Source organism: Pseudomonas putida (genome assembly GCF_026625125.1).
Classification (GTDB): domain Bacteria; phylum Pseudomonadota; class Gammaproteobacteria; order Pseudomonadales; family Pseudomonadaceae; genus Aquipseudomonas; species Aquipseudomonas putida_X.
Window position 1 is genome coordinate 1,371,556 of the sequence record NZ_CP113097.1, and the last position, 17,383, is coordinate 1,388,938.

Annotated in this window: 15 protein-coding genes; 11 read left to right on the forward strand and 4 right to left on the reverse strand. The window is 52.8% G+C overall.

The features are described from left to right. Positions 1-13 precede the first annotated feature (13 nt). From OSW16_RS06290 to azu, 3 genes are all read right to left on the reverse strand, one after another. Positions 14-970, reverse strand: a complete 957-nt coding sequence (locus OSW16_RS06290) for a VOC family protein (RefSeq protein WP_267821634.1) — start codon at positions 968-970, stop codon at positions 14-16. A 47-nt stretch (positions 971-1,017) separates the two neighbouring features. Beyond that, positions 1,018-2,073: a maleylacetate reductase gene (locus tag OSW16_RS06295; protein ID WP_267821636.1), complete on the reverse strand. Its 1,056-nt coding sequence runs from the start codon at positions 2,071-2,073 to the stop codon at positions 1,018-1,020. Between the two features lie 440 nt (positions 2,074-2,513). Then, positions 2,514-2,954 carry an azurin gene (gene azu / locus OSW16_RS06300; RefSeq protein WP_267821639.1) on the reverse strand — a complete coding sequence of 147 codons (441 nt, stop codon included), beginning with the start codon at positions 2,952-2,954 and terminating at the stop codon, positions 2,514-2,516. A gap of 206 nt (positions 2,955-3,160) precedes the next feature. On the opposite strand from azu, the gene OSW16_RS06305 reads away from it, so the two are divergent. The 11 genes from OSW16_RS06305 to OSW16_RS06355 all read left to right on the forward strand — a co-directional run bounded on the left by OSW16_RS06305 (position 3,161) and on the right by OSW16_RS06355 (position 16,016). Further along, positions 3,161-3,778: a TetR/AcrR family transcriptional regulator gene (locus OSW16_RS06305; RefSeq protein WP_267821641.1), complete on the forward strand. Its 618-nt coding sequence runs from the start codon at positions 3,161-3,163 to the stop codon at positions 3,776-3,778. 118 nt (positions 3,779-3,896) lie between these two features. Beyond that, complete coding sequence (locus tag OSW16_RS06310) at positions 3,897-4,931, forward strand: aromatic ring-hydroxylating oxygenase subunit alpha (RefSeq protein ID WP_267821642.1); 1,035 nt, start codon at positions 3,897-3,899, stop codon at positions 4,929-4,931. A gap of 88 nt (positions 4,932-5,019) precedes the next feature. Beyond that, positions 5,020-5,967 carry a PDR/VanB family oxidoreductase gene (locus tag OSW16_RS06315; protein WP_267821644.1) on the forward strand — a complete coding sequence of 316 codons (948 nt, stop codon included), beginning with the start codon at positions 5,020-5,022 and terminating at the stop codon, positions 5,965-5,967. A 112-nt stretch (positions 5,968-6,079) separates the two neighbouring features. Then, complete coding sequence (locus OSW16_RS06320; protein WP_267821646.1) at positions 6,080-6,886, forward strand: SDR family NAD(P)-dependent oxidoreductase; 807 nt, start codon at positions 6,080-6,082, stop codon at positions 6,884-6,886. 25 nt (positions 6,887-6,911) lie between these two features. Further along, positions 6,912-8,075, forward strand: a complete 1,164-nt coding sequence (locus tag OSW16_RS06325; RefSeq protein ID WP_267821648.1) for a serine hydrolase domain-containing protein — start codon at positions 6,912-6,914, stop codon at positions 8,073-8,075. Positions 8,076-8,113: 38 nt separating this feature from the next. Then, positions 8,114-9,370, forward strand: coding sequence for a cytochrome P450 (locus OSW16_RS06330; RefSeq protein WP_267821649.1), 1,257 nt, complete (start codon positions 8,114-8,116; stop codon positions 9,368-9,370). Positions 9,371-9,476: 106 nt separating this feature from the next. After that, complete coding sequence (locus tag OSW16_RS06335; RefSeq protein ID WP_267821651.1) at positions 9,477-10,436, forward strand: SphA family protein; 960 nt, start codon at positions 9,477-9,479, stop codon at positions 10,434-10,436. 72 nt (positions 10,437-10,508) lie between these two features. Beyond that, positions 10,509-11,708, forward strand: a complete 1,200-nt coding sequence (gene fdhA, locus OSW16_RS06340) for a formaldehyde dehydrogenase, glutathione-independent (RefSeq protein WP_267821653.1) — start codon at positions 10,509-10,511, stop codon at positions 11,706-11,708. A gap of 835 nt (positions 11,709-12,543) precedes the next feature. Next, complete coding sequence (locus OSW16_RS06345) at positions 12,544-14,136, forward strand: SAVED domain-containing protein (RefSeq protein ID WP_267821654.1); 1,593 nt, start codon at positions 12,544-12,546, stop codon at positions 14,134-14,136. Between the two features lie 240 nt (positions 14,137-14,376). Next, positions 14,377-15,357 carry a cyclic GMP-AMP synthase DncV-like nucleotidyltransferase gene (locus tag OSW16_RS06350; RefSeq protein ID WP_418942176.1) on the forward strand — a complete coding sequence of 327 codons (981 nt, stop codon included), beginning with the start codon at positions 14,377-14,379 and terminating at the stop codon, positions 15,355-15,357. Next, entirely contained in the window at positions 15,339-16,016 is a 678-nt protein-coding gene (locus tag OSW16_RS06355) for a hypothetical protein (RefSeq protein WP_267821660.1), read from the forward strand. Before OSW16_RS06350 ends, OSW16_RS06355 begins: the two co-directional genes overlap by 19 nt. Positions 16,017-16,133: 117 nt before the next feature. On the opposite strand, the gene OSW16_RS06360 is transcribed toward OSW16_RS06355, so the two are convergent. Continuing rightward, a complete protein-coding gene (locus OSW16_RS06360; protein WP_267821663.1) occupies positions 16,134-17,252 on the reverse strand; it encodes an SAVED domain-containing protein in 1,119 nt (372 codons plus the stop codon). Positions 17,253-17,383: the final 131 nt, after the last annotated feature.

Genomic DNA, 17,383 nt, shown 5'->3' on the forward strand with positions numbered 1-17,383 from the left:
TATGACACCTCACTCAATATTTCAGGGGTTCTAGGTAGGCGATGATTTCTTCGGCCCTAGGTCCTAACTGAGGTGGGATCTGGATGGATTTTCCGAGCGACTCAAAAGGCTCGTCTACTGTGAATCCAGTGGGTTTTGATACGGTTGCCTCAAAGAGGGCTCCACTGGGTGTGCGGACATACACGGAATCAAAATACCCACGGTCTTTGCGTTCGGAAACATCTGTGTAGCCAAGACCTTCCAGGTGCAACTTGACGTTACGTTGTACATCTAGGTCTGTGACCTCGAATGCACAATGATGCACGGTGCCTTCACCGTATGCCCAGGAGCCTTGAGGCAGATTGGGCTCCAACTGATAATCGATAATGGTACCGCTTCCACCATTTCCTACTTCATAGCGTGTAAATGCTCCGTCAGTATGGGTATGTCTTCCATTCCAGCCGTAGTGCATAAATTCAGCAGAGTTTTCAAAATCACGGACTGAGACGGTGATGCCGTGGGTTCCGCGTATACCGAATCCCGCTGGAACGACCCCGTTTGAATAAGGTTTCCGATCATCGTCTGCGATGCCGACAAGTTCATAGCAGATTCCACAAGGGTGGGAGAAGTGAAGTAGCTTTTCGCCAAAGCGTTCTTGATATTCCGGTTTGAAACCGTGGGCTTCCAAGTGTTTTGCCCAAAACACAAGCGACGATTCCGGTACCGAAAGTGCGAGCGTTTTAATTTGTCCGCTGCCGGGCCTCCCCATGCGCCCTGATTGGCGCATAGGAAAGCACGTCACCAAAGTGCTTTCTTCACCGATATCGTTCCCGTAGTAAAAATGGTAGATCGGATCATTTCCATCATAAAGGCCAGTCTTTTTTACGCTCTTCAAGCCTAGGACTTTAGTGTGAAAATCATAATCGTCCTGAGCACCACCTACGTTTAGCGTGATGTGGTGATGTCGCAAGATATGGGGATTGAGCTCCATGTCTTCTCCTATGTCCTTCTGTCTGAGGGGATTGCTCGAGTGCACATTTACGGCCTGTCACCGGCCCAGGCATTAGCCAGTAATTCGGCAATCGCTCTAGGCTCAATGGCACGGGGATTCCAATAGGGAGATGCACACGCGATCTCGGTTGCCTTTGTGAGGTCATCTTTCTTCAACCCAAGCGCGGCAAGGCTGGTTGGGCCGCCGAGACTTTTCGCAAGGTCATACAATCCCCGCGGTGCGTCATCGACACCAAGCGCTGTCGCGATTCGCGCCATGGCCTCAGGGGCAGCCTCGGCGTTGTAGGCTGCCGCATGGGGCAGTACAGCAGTGTGGGTTTGAGCATGGGGAAGGTTGAAGCTCCCACCCAGCGTATGACATAGCTTGTGATGAATAGACATCCCAACTGCACCAAGGCACACCCCACATGCCCAGGCACCATAGAGCGCATCAGACCGCGCTTCACGGTCATGAGGGTTATCCACGATCCGAGGCAAGGCGCGGGCAATGGCTGCAATACCCTGTTCAGCGAGCATGGAAACGAGAGGGTTGGCATCTTTTGCGTAAAGCGCCTCAACTGCATGGGCGATTGCATTGAGGCCGCTGGTAACTGACATTTCAACTGGTAATCGCAACGTTAGATCGACGTCATACACAATGACTTCGGGGAGTACCTTCATAGTTTTCTGAGTGGTTTTGATACCGTTATCAGTTTGACCGATGATCGGTGTGGCTTCTGAGCCTGCATAAGTTGTTGGAATGACGATTTGAGGCGCATCGGTGTGTAGCGCTATGGCTTTGCCGAGGCCAATAGTGGATCCGCCACCTATGGCAACCACGCAGTCTGCCGCTGCTTGTTGAAATTCTTGCAGAGCGTCGAGCGTGATATCGGTAGGGGTGTGCATCGCTGCCTTTACGTACGTCCCAACCGCCAAATCGCCCAGTTGCGTGACCAATTGTGCAGCCTGCATTTGTTGCTCAGGCGTGCTGATAACGAGTGCGCGAGAACATCCAAGTGCGCGGATTTCAACTCCGACCTGACTTAAGGTGCCGAATCCAAATATCACTCGCCCAGGCAAAGCGTTGAAAACAAACGGTTGCATTCGTCCCTCCGGAGAAAAGTCAGCCGGCTCCCTCTATTCAGGAGCTTCGCATCAAGTTTCGTTTGGAGCTGAGAGGGGAAATGAATGCGCTTTCCAGTCAACGGTTAACCGCTGACAAACGCCGCTCCCGATTTTGGGTGCTCCCCTGTCCAGCTCCCGTGTTGCATGAATGTGACTGAAGATTCATGCCTTAGAGGCTGGTAATCACCTATCAAAAGATAGCGAGAAGCTGGGGGAGGAGGCTGATTCTGTGCGTAACACCGAAGCGGAGAATCATAATTGGGATCATGCGCGTGCCGCTTGAAAGCACGTTATGCATTGCTGTTACTTTGAAGGCATTATTTATAGAGGCATAAAAAGAGGGGGGCAGCCGCACGCTGCCACCCTAAAGGTGCATCGCGACGATGAATAACTATCCGATGACTTGGCTGTGCTGAAAATTAGGGGATGAGGTTCAAAGCGCCCTGCATGATTGATCGATGGCCAGGGAATGAGCAGAAGAACACATAGTCTGCTGATGGATCAATTTTTTTTGCGTCAAGCAAAACGGTACTTTCTTCCCCGCCTCCAAGCAGTGCTGTGTGAGCAAGCACACGTTCGTCGTTGGGTTTTAGATAACCATTATGAGAGCCAGCCGAAACTGCGTCGGCCGCCACTGCATCCAAATCTGATTTTTTAACGACCACGAGGTTGTGACCCATCGCCAGTCGGGGTAATTTACCCACGTGCTTTAAAGTAATCGCAAGCTCTGTACAGGACTTAGGAAGGTTTATCATTTTTGTGCTGTATTGCATTTGGTCATTACTGGTGATTACGACTTGGCATTCATTTGCGATAGCTCCCGTCGAGATCAACATGCCCAAGATTAGTGCATTGCGCATTCATGCGCCCTCTTACTTGATCGATTAATTTCACACTCTAGAGCTCGCTGTGTGCGAATACACCTTTCCTTCGATAGGCATTGATTCAACAGGTCAAGCGGTTAGTGAGTTAGCTCTGCTGTTATCCCTAGGAACTCCGAGGTGATAGGCTGACCGCACTAACACGGCTGGTACCCTGCTGGCTGGCGTACACAAGGGAGGTTGATTTGAAAGACCGGAATGATGAGCGGGCCCTGTCGCCCATCCGTGAGGCCCAGGCGCGAATGACACGAGACCGCATCGTCGAGGCAGCCTTTAGCGCGTTCTCACTGAAGGGCTATCAAGCTACCTCGGCAACCGAAATTGCCTCCGCCGCCGGCGTGAGCCGCGCTACTTTCTACCTGCATTTCACCACTAAAGCCGAGATCATTCTCGACGTTATTGAACGTAATCAGGCAGAGCTGTTCAGTCGCTATGCGCTTCTCGCTCGTGATTCCTGTGGAAGCGAAGACGACGTCTGCCAGTGGCTGATCGCTAGCATTGAGCGCTGGAAAGGTGAGAGTCTGCATTACCAGGCGATGGAGCAAGCGGTAGCTTCCGAGTCGAAAGTCGCCCAGCTTTGGATCCAGAGCATCACGCAAGCAGCGAGCCTGTTTACGCATGAATTCACACCTGATGCCACTGGTAGCCGTTTCACTGACAACCATCTGGCGGTCCTTGCGCTGATCATTCAGTTCGAGAGATCGATGTTTTTCTCAGTCGTCGGCGACCTGCTTGACATGGAGCCATATTGCCGAGCCCTGGCCCGGCAGTGGTGGGCGGTGCTTGCCCAGATCCGCGGCTGAGTGATAGGAAAGGAGATCTCCAAAATAGACACCTGTCTACTGAGTAGGCTATTGACAACCGAGATCGCCTAGCAGAACATGAATTCAATCCAAAACAACTCCAATCAGAGGATTAGTCATGTTCCAACGGAATGCGTGGTATGTCGCCTGTACGCCTGATGAGCTGGCCGAAAAGCCTCTCGGTAGACAGATTTGTGGTAAAAAAATGGTGTTTTTCCGCGGGAATGACGACCAAGTCTGTGCCTTAGAAGACTTCTGTCCTCACCGCGGCGCCCCCCTGTCTCTCGGCTATGTTGAAAATGGCAATCTGGTCTGCGGTTACCACGGTCTAGCGATGGGGTGCGATGGCCAGACTGTGTCTATGCCGGGTCAACGGGTCGGAGGCTTCCCTTGTATTCAAAAATTCGCGGCAATTGAACGTCATGGGTTCATCTGGGTATGGCCTGGGGATCAGTCATTAGCTAATCCCGACGAAATCCATCATTTGGAATGGGCAAACAGTGCTGACTGGGCCTATGGTGGTGGGCTCTACCACATTGCCTGCGATTACAGACTTATGATCGATAATCTCATGGACCTTACCCATGAGACGTATGTTCACGCCTCAAGCATCGGCCAGAAAGAAATTGATGAAGTGCCATGCAAGACCACCGTGAATGGGGATGAGGTGGTGACCGAGCGCCATATGTACAGTATCAGCGCTCCGCCCTTTTGGAAGATGGCACTGCGGGGGAATGATCTCGATGAAAATTCTCTAGTCGACCGATGGCAGATCTGCCGGTTTACACCGCCAAGTCATGTGTTGATTGAAGTCGGTGTGGCACTTGAAGGAAAGGGAGGCGTGAATGCCCTGCCCGAGCACAAGGCCTCGTCCATTGTAGTGGACTTCATTACGCCCGAGACCGAAACCTCTATTTGGTATTTCTGGGGTATGGCTCGAAACTTTAAACCCGAAGATCAAGATCTCACGGATACTATTCGAGAGGGGCAGGGTAAAATTTTCAGCGAAGATCTCGACATGCTCGAGCAGCAGCAGAAGAATCTTTTGCTTTATCCAGACAGAGCGTTGCTTAAGCTCAATATAGATTCAGGTGGCGTACAGTCCCGTCGCGTTATTGAGCGATTGCTTGCCCGCGAGTCAAATAAAATCTAAAAAAGTAATGTCGTTAACAGGTCGCGTGCATATTTGTCTGTAATATTCAGGCGGGTGTGGCTGTGATCGAATCGCAGGAGATCTGCCCGTGATTAGTGTCGAAATTATCGCCCGCAAGGCCGAAGCGCAAAATATCTACAGTTTCGAATTGGTGTCAGCCACTGGAGATAAACTACCGGCGTTCAGTGCGGGCTCACATATCGATGTGCATTTGCCTGGCGGTTTAGTCCGGCAATACTCGCTTTATAATAATGCGCAAGTTGACAAAAGTTACAAAATTGCCGTGTTGTTGGCACCCGACGGACGAGGTGGTTCGGCGGCAATGCATCAGTTGCAGGTCGGCCAGGTGATCAATGTGAGCCAACCCCGTAACTTATTTCCATTGTGCCATGAAGCAAAAAAGACATTGCTGTTCGCCGGCGGAATCGGCATCACGCCGATCCTGTGCATGGCAGAACGGCTTGCGCACATTAATGCTGATTTCGAGCTGCATTATTATAGCCGTTCCCGAGATCATGCCGCTTTTGCGGAGCAACTGGAACAGTGCTCGTTTGCCGAAAGGGTGCACCTGTATTTTGATTCCGAGCCTGCCACCAAACCCGACTTGGCCGATAAGCTTGCGAACCCTTCTATGGAGCATCATCTCTTCGTATGCGGTCCTACAGGTTTCATGAACTATGTGTTGGGCACAGCTGCCGACGCCGGTTGGGCGGATCATCAGCTTCACCGGGAGTACTTCGCTAACGAAGCGGGCTCAGCGGACGGTAATCAAGCCTTTGACGTAACCATTGCCAGTACCCAGGAAGTCCTGCACGTACCTGCGGATAAGAGTATTTTGCAAGTTTTACAGGATAATAATATAGACATCCCATACTCTTGCGAACAAGGTGTCTGCGGCACCTGTTTGGTGAGAGTTCTCGAGGGTGTTCCGGATCACCGAGACTTGTACCTGTCGACAAGCGAAAAAAGTGCTAACGATCAAATTCTGACATGCTGCTCGCGGGCTGGCAGCAATCATTTGGTTCTTGATCTCTAATCTATCGTTGATACGTCAATCTTAAGCGTTTGCTCCATTGCTTTCTGATAACTCGCCGCTATGGGAGTTATCGTTTGCGCACACCCTTAATAAAACAATTATAGAGGTTTATATGAAGCTTGAAGGGAAAATTGCTTTTGTCACCGGTGCGGCTTCTGGTATCGGCGCTGCAACAGTCGATGTGTTTGTTGCTCAAGGCGCCACGGTTATCGCTGCTGACCTGTCACTCGTCCGGCTTAACGAAAGGTTTCAAGACCCTCGGATTCAGTGTGTGGAACTGGATGTTAGTGACAGCAAACGGGTGAATGCCGTCTTTTCTGAGTTGAACGAAACGCATGGTAAGCTTGATGTGCTGATTAACGCAGCTGGCATCAATGCTCCTAGCAAAGAAGCAAACGATAAGTTGAACAAGTCAAATATCGAAGCAGTGGAGGCAGCGGCCCGAGGTGAACGCTTCTTGCCGACATTTCTCGATGATACGAGTGATGAAGAGTTCGCTAAAGTCTTGGCTGTCAACTTGGCCGGTACTTTTTATTGCCTGAGGGCGGCTGCACCGCTGATGAAGAAAGCAGGCGGCGGCTCTGTGGTAAATATCTCCAGTGTTGCAGCTTTGGTCGGTGTACCGATGCCGCTCTATTATCCTGCCTCCAAAGCTGCTGTGCTGGGTCTGACCCGTTCGGCGGCCGGTGAATTGGCACCTCATAACATCCGGGTGAACGCCGTTGCTCCAGGGGCCGTAGACACGCCTTTGCTGAACACGCTACGTCCAGATATCAAAGAAAAAATTGTCGCCATGCAACCGATCCCGAGAGCGGCACTGCCTGCTGAAATTGCGCAAACCCTGTTGTTCCTGGCGTGTGACGACGGCGCCTACTATACCGGGCAAACGCTCTGCCCATCTGGCGGTATCTACATGTAATCCAACCTCGGGATAGGAGCAGCAAATGTCTAACACCAAATTTTTTGATGCTGGCGCTTTGCAGCGTTTGAATCAAACAATCCAACAGGAAGTTGAGTCCGGTCTTTACGACGGCGCTAACATTATTGTCGCCCGTCACGGTGAAATTGGATACGAAGCCTCAATTGGTTGGGCGGACCGTGAGAATGAAAGACCTTCGTCGCCTGACGACATCTATCGGGTTTTTTCGCTTACCAAAGCCTTTACCAATGTCATGGTGCTTCAGGCAATTGATCGCGGAATGCTGGCCCTCACCACTAAAGTGGTAGATTTAATCCCAGAGTTCTATGGCCGAGATCGTTTCCGAAGTGGCCGTAAGGGTAATATCAATTTGGGGCATCTACTGACCCACCGTGCTGGATTAGTTCCTACACCTTCCCCGCTGCCTTACGATCAGTTGGGTGACATGGACGCCGTGGTCGATGCCATTTGTCAATTGGATGTGACCGGCGAGCCCGGTCTCTCACTCAACTATTCTCCGACCTTGAACCACGTTTTGATGGCTGAAATGGTCCGCCGAGCCTCCGGCGGCGTGCGGTTCAGAGATCTGCTGCAGACGAATCTGTTTGAACCGCTCGGCATGTCCAGTACTGCGCTGGGGGCGCCGGATGCATGGCAGGATCGCTATGTACCGATCAGAGCGAAATTTCCAGACGGCGGGTGGTTGTCCGTGGCCGACATTGAGGTCATGAATGACATTATTAACAACGACTCGGAAATGCCGTGGGTTGGAGCAGTTTCAACAGCGCGAGACGTTTTCAAGTTTGCTGAGATGCTGCGCAAAGCAAAAATTGGTGCTCACGGCATGCCTCTCAGTTCGGCAATGATGGATATCGCTACGACAAACCAGACCGGTGATCAACCGAGTGATCTATACAAAGCGCTCGCAGAGGCCCGTGGCTGGGAGGTTCCACCTGCAAACTTTGGGTTGGGGTTTGCGCTTTCCGGATCAGGTCTATACCCCTCTTATTTCGGTCCAACCACTAGCGCTCGCACTTTTGGCAACTACGGCGCGGGTTCAACGCTCTTTTGGGTCGACCCTGAGCGCGATGTCACGTTCGTCTGTCTTACTGCCGGGATCATGGAAGAAAGCGAAAACCTCCTGCGGTTCCAGCGTCTATCCACGCTGGCAATCGCAGCCGCTATCTAATAATTGTCACCCGATTTCAGTGAGACAGGAACTCCGTTATGAGCCGTTGTCCTTTTAATCATGCTGCACCCGCCGAGTTTGATCTTTTCAGTAATTTCTATCTGAATGATCCAGCTGCAGTGTTCACCAATGCCCGAGATGTTGCTCCGGTGTTCTGGTACGAACCTATCGGTGCCTGGATCATCACCCGACGCTCCGATGTAGATGCAGCCCTCATGGACTGGGAGCTGTGGTCTTGCAAGTCTAATGGCGCTTTCATCGATATCCCCGCCGCGTATTCGTCTATCGTCAGTCCTGAACTGATGACCGAAATCATGATTGGTATGGATCCGCCCAAGCACACGGGTGCCCGGAGGGTTGCACAAAAGGGCTTCCTGAAGCCAACTATCGCCAAGCTGGCACCGGAAATCGAAGCTCGGGCAAACCGGATTCTCGACAAGCTGGAACCCATAGGCAGCGCGGAGTTTATGGAAGGGTACTGCCTTGAATTAACCACCCAAACGCTCATGGCGTTACTAGCGCTACCGGAAGAAGATGAGGGATTTATTCGGCAATTGCGCGACGACCACTTCCGAGTATTGGCTAGCGGTCGCGAACCCATCCCAGAGCCTGAATTTTCGGCGGTGTGGCAGCGTTATTCGTCGGCTCAGTTGCATCTGCGCGAGCTCGTCAGGGCGCGTCGAGACAGCAAAGAGAGCGATATCATTTCCGTTATGGCGAGCTCTCGCGAGGCTGACGGATCTTATTCGCTGCCAGAAGAACGAATCGCAATGCATCTAACGGAGTTCGCCGCAGCGGGAACAGATACTACCGCCCAAGCCATGGCGAACGGGATTCTCTTCTTGTCGCAGCACCCTGAGCAACTGGCGGATGTGCTTGAGGATCCCTCGTTGTGGCCCAAGGTATTCGAAGAGACCGTTCGTCGACGTCCCTCTGCTCCATTCACCTCACGGGTCGCCACCAGAGACACTGAGGTAGCGGGTGTAACAATTAAACAGGGCGACTTTGTCTGGCTTGCTCTGGTCAGTGCCAATACCGACCCCTCCGATGTTGCCGACCCGATGGCATTCAATATCCACCGGGAAATGTTGGATGAGCAGAGCCACTATGCATTTACCAAGGGCCGTCATACCTGCTTGGGCGCTCCTTTGGGGCGACTTCAAGGAACGATCGGATTGCGTGTGGCATTCGAGCGACTTAAATCGCTCCGAGTAACGCCTGGTCAAGAATTGGATTTCCTGCCTCTAGCTCTTCTGCCAATTCGACGCTCCATACAGGTCGAATGGAAACCATGACCGCGATGTAAGTGTTGCACCGCAGGCCCAGATCGAACGCTTCAATCCGGGCCTGCGCCGTTCTAAGAATACGTATACCTACAAAAATAAAATTCCGGAGTAACGTATGCACATGACTGAGCGTGCTGCTAGCCTTTTGTTCGCCGCAGCAATAACGAGTATCAGCTTCTCTGCCCGTGCCGCAGAATCGATATCCCCAGCAGGCCCGATCGGCGGCACCGATATAAGGTCAGCTCTCCTTCCTCCGCCGGGTAATTACGTCGCTGGCGTAGCAGGCGGCATTAATGTTGAAAAGTGGTACACCGACAACGGCGACTCGATTTCTGCAGATGGTCATGTATATTTCGCCGGCGCGGGTATGTTGCACGTCTATGATCAAACTTTTCTATCCGGTACGCTTGGGTCGACGCTTTATCTTGGTGTCCAACGTACTTGCTTCGGTATTACTTCAGTATCCTGTGCTTCGGGTCTGCAAGATATTTATTCCGATGTTTTTGCCTGGAGTAAATTTAATCCCTCTTCACATTTCGCTCCCGGTAGCACCATTCCTTATGGTACGGCCTATTGGGTAGGCCTGGGTCTTAATATTCCTACGGGTAACTACGACAAAGATCGCGCTCCGAATATTGGATCTAATTTTTTTACCGTTTCACCTAATGTGGGTATCACTCACACATTCCCAAGTATCTTTCCCAGAGTGCTCGGTGAAGCTACGGAGCTCAGCGCTAGGCTGTTTTTCAACTACTACACTGAAAATCGCGATACCGACTACCAGTCAGGTTATGTTGTCAGTCTAGATTTTGCAGGAACGCAGCGCAGCGGTCCATGGCAATACGGCATCACCGGAACCACATATCAGCAGCTCACCGACGATAAGCTTAACGGCGCTAGAGTCGCAAACGGCGGTAGCCGCGCAGCTTCTTTCAGCATTGGTCCCTTGTTGGCCTACGATTTTTCGATTGATGGCAAGCCATATAACTTAATGGCAAAATATTTGACGTCAACTTGGGGTGAGAATACTACCGGCGTGAGTGGCTTAACGCTCCGTTTGTCAACTCAGTTTTAAGCGGGTTCGAGTTTGCTTGCTGCGCGATTTGCGGCATCAACTATCAGTCATTGGAAAGGGAAGGAGACAGTTATGATAGACAATCGTGGAGTTGTTTACACGGGCCAGGGTCAAGTCGAAGTCCGGAAAATCGATTATCCCAAAATGCAGGACCCGCGTGGCAAGAAGATTGAGCACGCGGTAATCCTCAAGGTAGTCTCTACAAATATCTGCGGCTCCGACCAGCATATGGTCCGCGGCCGCACCACCGCTCAGATCGGACTAGTATTGGGCCATGAGATCACCGGCGAAGTCATCGAAAAGGGCCGCGATGTCGAGCACCTGCAAATTGGCGATCTAGTGTCGGTGCCTTTCAATGTCGCCTGCGGCCGCTGCCGCTCGTGCAAAGAAATGCACACCGGCGTCTGCCTGACTGTGAACCCGGCCCGTGCCGGCGGCGCCTACGGGTACGTCGACATGGGTGACTGGACCGGCGGCCAGGCCGAGTATGTGCTAGTGCCTTATGCTGACTTCAACCTACTGAAACTGCCGAATCGAGACAAGGCTATGGAGAAGATCCGTGACCTGACGTGCCTGTCTGACATTCTACCTACCGGCTACCACGGCGCCGTCACTGCTGGCGTCGGCCCAGGCAGCACCGTTTACGTTGCAGGAGCTGGCCCCGTCGGTTTGGCAGCCGCTGCATCGGCGCGCCTGCTGGGCGCTGCCTGTGTCATTGTCGGCGATCTGAACCCTGCGCGTCTTGCGCATGCTAAATCGCAAGGTTTCGAAACAGTCGACCTTTCCAAAGACACCCCGCTGCACGAGCAGATCATCGATATTCTTGGCGAGCCGGAAGTCGACTGCGCCGTTGATGCGGTCGGCTTCGAAGCCCGTGGCCATGGCCACGAAGGTGCCAAGCACGAAGCCCCAGCCACCGTGCTCAATTCGCTGATGCAAGTGACGCGAGTTGCCGGCAAAATCGGTATACCTGGGCTATATGTGACTGAAGACCCTGGCGCCTCTGATGCTGCAGCGAAGATCGGGGCCTTGAGTATTCGCTTCGGTCTGGGCTGGGCAAAATCGCACAGCTTCCACACCGGCCAGACTCCGGTAATGAAATACAACCGGGCACTGATGCAGGCGATCATGTGGGACAGGATCAATATTGCTGAAGTCGTAGGGGTGCAGGTGATTAGTCTTGATCAGGCACCGGATGGCTACGGTGAATTTGACGCCGGGGTACCTAAGAAGTTTGTCATTGATCCCCACAAGATGTTCAGTGCTGCTTAACTCTCGAGATAGTTCGTGCAGAGCTAATCTGCACGATCATAAATCAATGATTTTCCGGAGTGTCATTTACCATCAGGCCTCTAGGCGGTTTTGCTGATGGGCTTTTGGTGGTTAAGCACGGCGCGGTAAATTGAGGCGATCTTCATTATTCAAACCAAGGGATAGACCCAACTCAGTCGTGATAGCTCGAGTCGCGACTTATTCTGCGGAAAGATCGTGACGGGAATTTTATGTTGGAGGCAGCGACAATCACACCTTGTTGGCTCAGGGGCACGTTGACTACGGAAGATGCACTATCGAAGTGCGTGGAGCTGTGGAAGCATCCTCAGTAAACCCTTTAGCTCCGTTGTCGTAAAAGCCGGCAGGCGGTGTGAGCCTAGCGTAAAGCTGCCCTAACCCAACAGGCTGCCCGGTTAATGGTTTACGAAATGAGTCGCAGCCCTCGTGCGCTGTTTACGAAACAAGACTCGACCCTGCCGTTTGGCGGGGTCTTTGACTTCGACGGCCGGCTGCATACGCGATTTTTGAGGAAGACCGCGTCCATTCCCAACCCCATGATCGATGACGAGCAGGCCTCGACGCACACTTAACTGCGGGCTACTGAAGCTTGAGGTTCACCACTGTAAATTGTAGTAGGGGCGAATGATATTTTAAATTCGCTGTTAAACTTAATTTTTTTAGATTTTTAATATATGGTACATCATGCTGTGCCTTAAAGAGCCGCGCACTATATTGATTTGGGGAGGGTCTTTTCGTAATCTCGGATCGCTGGGTGTAGCCAGCGATGTGGCATCTTCCTGCCGAACGTAAAGGTGGTAACTCCCAGGAGAGACTAATGGCTGTACCGTTGGATGCACTCTACGATCAGGACCTGAAGGCCACTCTGGAGTATTGGCAGCAGACCCCGAACTGTCGGGTCATCATGGCCTTCGAGCAGGGTGGTTGGAGGTTTGCAATCGTTCGAATCGAAACGTTATCAGGCGCGCTTGATCATGCTGTCACTGGCGATTTGGGGGAGGAGACCAAGGCGTTCTTGACCGCCTGGGCAGCGGCGAGGCCTGCATTCAGTATCAAGCTGGAGCTTCATGCTGTATCAGATATACCTGTGGTTGCTACCGACGTTACGCAGTTCGCAGAAGGCTTGGTTGTGCTTCCTGAAGCAAAGGCTACAAAAGGGGCTCTGACATCCTTCATAAAATGCCGCGAGGCTCTGCTTAGCGACCTCAAACGGCCTAGCTTGCCAGACCAGGTCGTTAACTGGGTCTATTCGAGGTCTGCCGGCATTTGTGAGTTTGAGGGCTGTGATGCCGTCTTGTTCAAGGATGATCGTGACCACTACGGCTATTATGGGTATCTCGCGCATATCGTAGCGGCTAAGGCCAAGGGACCTCGGGGCGATGAAAAGCTCTCCGCTGTCTTGGCGCAGTCGCCGAACAACATCATGCTCTGCTGCGACATCCATCACCGGTTAATAGACAAAGTCGACCCCGACAGCTATCCGCGTGAGCGACTAGAGGCCATGGTTGCGTCTCGGGTGAAATGGCGTACTCATCAGGTCAGGACACTGGCGTATCCGGTGGTTCATGCCCTGGCATTCATTGGCGACATCGCAGGTAGAACCACCTCGTTCTCTCAGCACGATGCCCGTAAGGCTTTGCTGCAAGCTCAGTTGAACCCGGCCAGCGAAAGGGTTGCTGAGTTCCTGCTACGCGACTCCCAGGGCGGCAATGACGTGAATGACCCGGGTTATTGGTCGTCGTTCTTGAGAGCATTCCGGTCTCAAATCTTGCACATCCACGAAGCGATTCGTGGACACGGCGCATTTGGTAGCCAAGCAGAGCAGTTGGCAATCTTTCCGTTGGGCAACATGCCGGCAATGTTGCTGGGCGGATGGTTGATCGGCGAGGCTCGCCGGGTTGAATTATTTAGCTTCAGACGCAATCACGGCACTTGGGTACGCCCTGAGACGGATCCAGCACCTGTGACCTTCATTTGGACTAAGCCAGACCAGCCCCCTTCGCCTGCGGGTAGGGTGCTGATCACTCTGGAATTGACTGCGGAAATCACTGACTCGGCGCTGAATGATGAGCTTCTGTCGATGCCCCGCATCCGTATTGAGCCCAGCGTCCATGGTGTTGATGTGGTTGTGCCCCCGAAGGCAATGGAGGCTTACCGGGTGGCTTGTCATGAGGCCTGGGCTTACGTCACTGATGTCCTCAAAGCATCGGAAGTATGTATATGCGCCATCGCCCCGGCAGCTGCAGTCTTTGCTTTTGGGATGAAGCTGCAGGCAAGGTTGCATCCACTAATCCACATGTACCAGATGGCTCCGCAGAAGCCGCCATTCAGGGCCTTCAGTCTCGGCCGGCACACCATCATTGCTCCACATGAACCACCCCATAACGAGCTGCAGCTCGAAGCCTTCTGAGCGCTGGCTGGACATATCGGCTTCAACCCAATCAAGGAGTTTCAACGTGGACCATGGAGAACGTAGCCTGATCATCGCAGTGGAAGCGCTTGAGTTGCCACCTGGTGCATATGAGAGAGCTAAGCGCCGGTATGAATCGTTGGGTGAGTGGTTCAGCCGCAAGAAGTCCACGCTGGCGGCTAACGATCCCCATATCTTCGTGCAGGGTCATTTGCCCTCGGCACGGCGATCAAGCCGCTGCTGGAGGGTGAAAGCTATGATCTAGACCTTTCCTGCAAATTGCGGGAGGAAGTGTTCCGCCATACTCACAGCCAGGCGCAGCTCAAAAAAATGGTGCGCCTTGAGCTCGAAGGCTACCGGGATGCCAAGCAAATCCGCGAGGATCTGGAAGAGAAGCATCGGTGCTGGCGTCTCTACTACCAGGATGATATGAATTTTCACATGGACGTAGTGCCAGGCGTTCCTGTGGATGAGGCCAGAAAACAAGCGCTTTCTATCGCCATGGAGAGTTTCGGCTTCAGGCAAGTGCTTGCGAACGATGTCGCGGAGCTGGCCGTTTACATCACTGATGATCAACGCCCTAACTACGAGGCAATCAGTGATGACTGGCTACTAAGCAATCCTGATGGTTACTGCAAATGGTTTGAGTCGAAGTCAGATCCAGAGCCGGTCGGGCCGGTAGTGATGATGGAAGCACAGGTTGATGAGGTGCCATTCCACTCACGAAAAACTAATCTGCAGCGGGCAGTTCAGCTCCTCAAGCGGCATCGGGATGTCATGTACAAGGACGATCCGGATCCCAAGCCCATCTCGGTCATCATCACTACCCTGGCTGCAAGCAGTTATCTGCCCGCCGCGACGCTTGGAGAGGCCCTCACATGCTGCTTAGGTGCACTCAGCCACTTCGTCGAGTCAAATGCCAATGTGGTGCCAAACCCAGTTAACCCAAAGGAAAACTTCGCCGACCGCTGGGCAACCCCTGAAGGGAAAAAGCTTAGGTTGAAGGAAATTTTCCAACTCTGGGTACGCCAAGCAGTACGTGACTTCGAGAAAATCCGCTCACTCGATGGGCAGTCCCTTATCGACCACTTGAAGGACGTGCTTGGCGTAAACGTTTCATTGAACCAGGTCGGCGCACCTGTCATGGCTTCAGCAGCATCGACGCCGGCGCCCGCGATCGTCGTTACCAAGGCGCCGAGGCCATGGAGTGGTCGCGGTTGAGGGCATTTGATCCAGCGATAGAGGCATTTTTAGACGTCTATCCGATGATGCGGCATCGGCCAACAGTGGACGGTGCTGTCAGGTTGGCTGGCCGTTTAGTGTTCTCTGCGATTTCGGAAGGGCTTCCGGAGTTAGGGGATGAGTACCGCGTCCAGATCGACATAGCCAAGCCCTTGGATCAATCGCTGCCTCAGGTTTTCGAGATGGGTGGTCGAATTGCCAGGGAGAGGGTGAATCATGTGAACCCTGATGGCTCACTCTGTCTGGGCTCTCTGCTCAGTCAGCGCCTTGTCCTCGGTACCAAGCCAACCTTGACTGACTTTGTCGAAAAGTGCGTCATTCCGTTTCTTTATGCTCATAGCTTGCGTGAGCGAGGCTTGGCACTGTTCCCTTTTGGTGAACTCGAGCACGGGGAGCAGGGCCTGATTGACGACTACCTCAAGATTTTTGGCGTGCCTGATTCTGCCAGTCTGCGATTGCTTATGAAAATGCTCGCACTTAAGCGGCGGCGAGCGAACAAGCTTTCTTGTATCTGCGGTTGCGGACGCCGCTTCGCGGCTTGCGGCCTTCATGCTCGTGCTCATGCCGCTCGGCGCACGCTTTCCCGCCTGGATATAAAACGAGCCTACAAAGAGATTTGGTTTGAGGATGCTCACTAGTACGGCGGTCAGCCTCTTGCGGCTGCGGGTGATGTCCTCTTCACGGATGGCCAACTGCGTAAGTGTGGATCAGCACGCCAGCCGGCCAACAAACTCGTCGGTTTCTCACTGCGTAGTTTAAGACAGTGGTTCTGCCGCTCTTTTCACCTCGTATCGAAAAATTGAGGGCTCATCCTGCGCGTGAGAGGGAAGGGCAACCCCCCAGGGGAAGGCCGGACTGGATGACCGTTCGTATTGATAGACAATGGCCAGAGGTAGCAGTCTCCGATCATAGATACGCCCCAGATTGAATACCACGCTGTTTGGCGCGGCGATGATCAGGTGAATTGTCTTGGCCCCTTTAGCTAACAAGCCCTTCACGACTTGCAGGAATTGTTCTGCCAACGCGCTTTGCTTTTCAATAGACCAGTGTGCGTTGGACGAGAGATCGTCCATTCTCATGTGCAAAACGGGCAATTCTGGGAAGGCTTTTGCGATGCCTGCCTCGTCTACCGGGTAAGAAATCGAAAGAGCAAAAACGACTTCTTCTACCCTGTCGGCGATGGCAGACACAGTTTGAAGTCGCTGATTGTCGTCGACGCCGCTCTGAATCAAGCGCCATTGGCCGACCCCTAGGCGGTCCCAGTCAAAGATCTTGATTCTACCTCCCTCGTCATCGAGCAGGCATCCAGTCAAAAACGTGAATGGCACGGCCATGAGTCCGCCGTAGACGATCTCAATATCGTTTTTATTCTGCCCATCAAGACGTCGGACCAGATCACCTCTACCGTCTACCACCTTTTTCAGGGCGATCTCTGGATTAGTGATGCGCCCCTCGGTAATGCCTTCGCGAATGTCGACAAGGATGGTGTCGACGTTACCCCCGAGGGTGCTCTTTACTGTGGTGTCCAAAGGACTATCAATTTTGAAGAGTCCTTTTTGCTCGAGGATCATGACCCGTTGGCGGGCCAGTTGCTGACGGTCGTGCAGGTTGAGGCAAACCCCAAGTACAATCATCAGTACGCCAACGCCGAATGCAGTCAGGCTGATCCAGGTGGCAGGTCCTCCTGAGGTGTCTACGCTGGCCTGTAGCTGGGTCGAATCGCTTTTATACACAATTTGCCCGACGATCCCGCCGGCGAGCGAAAGGCCTATGACTAAAGCGCCGCTGCGGATCAGCGTTACGCCCAGGTTTTTGGGGCGCACAAACCAGTCGACTAGCTTTCTTCCCCAATTCAGCAATTCTTCCTTAAGCATAAGTACATCCTAGGTCTGGTTGGCTGCCGCAATCTTAAAACTGACTACAGGTGGTTAGTTGATCGGGCGGGCTACAGTGAAATTAATAGATTTAGCATTTCAACAGGTCGGAAAAGCTATAAGCGTTGGTG

What these genes read in the sequence shown, in the direction of transcription:
- OSW16_RS06335 (WP_267821651.1), top strand. Translation starts at nt 9,477, where the DNA reads ATGCACATGACTGAGCGTGCTGCTAGCCTTTTGTTCGCCGCAGCAATA.
- OSW16_RS06360 (WP_267821663.1), bottom strand. Translation starts at nt 17,252, where the DNA reads ATGCTTAAGGAAGAATTGCTGAATTGGGGAAGAAAGCTAGTCGACTGG.
- OSW16_RS06310 (WP_267821642.1), top strand. Translation starts at nt 3,897, where the DNA reads ATGTTCCAACGGAATGCGTGGTATGTCGCCTGTACGCCTGATGAGCTG.
- OSW16_RS06330 (WP_267821649.1), top strand. Translation starts at nt 8,114, where the DNA reads ATGAGCCGTTGTCCTTTTAATCATGCTGCACCCGCCGAGTTTGATCTT.
- OSW16_RS06320 (WP_267821646.1), top strand. Translation starts at nt 6,080, where the DNA reads ATGAAGCTTGAAGGGAAAATTGCTTTTGTCACCGGTGCGGCTTCTGGT.
- fdhA (WP_267821653.1), top strand. Translation starts at nt 10,509, where the DNA reads ATGATAGACAATCGTGGAGTTGTTTACACGGGCCAGGGTCAAGTCGAA.
- OSW16_RS06355 (WP_267821660.1), top strand. Translation starts at nt 15,339, where the DNA reads ATGGAGTGGTCGCGGTTGAGGGCATTTGATCCAGCGATAGAGGCATTT.
- OSW16_RS06295 (WP_267821636.1), bottom strand. Translation starts at nt 2,073, where the DNA reads ATGCAACCGTTTGTTTTCAACGCTTTGCCTGGGCGAGTGATATTTGGA.
- OSW16_RS06325 (WP_267821648.1), top strand. Translation starts at nt 6,912, where the DNA reads ATGTCTAACACCAAATTTTTTGATGCTGGCGCTTTGCAGCGTTTGAAT.
- OSW16_RS06290 (WP_267821634.1), bottom strand. Translation starts at nt 970, where the DNA reads ATGGAGCTCAATCCCCATATCTTGCGACATCACCACATCACGCTAAAC.
- azu (WP_267821639.1), bottom strand. Translation starts at nt 2,954, where the DNA reads ATGCGCAATGCACTAATCTTGGGCATGTTGATCTCGACGGGAGCTATC.
- OSW16_RS06345 (WP_267821654.1), top strand. Translation starts at nt 12,544, where the DNA reads ATGGCTGTACCGTTGGATGCACTCTACGATCAGGACCTGAAGGCCACT.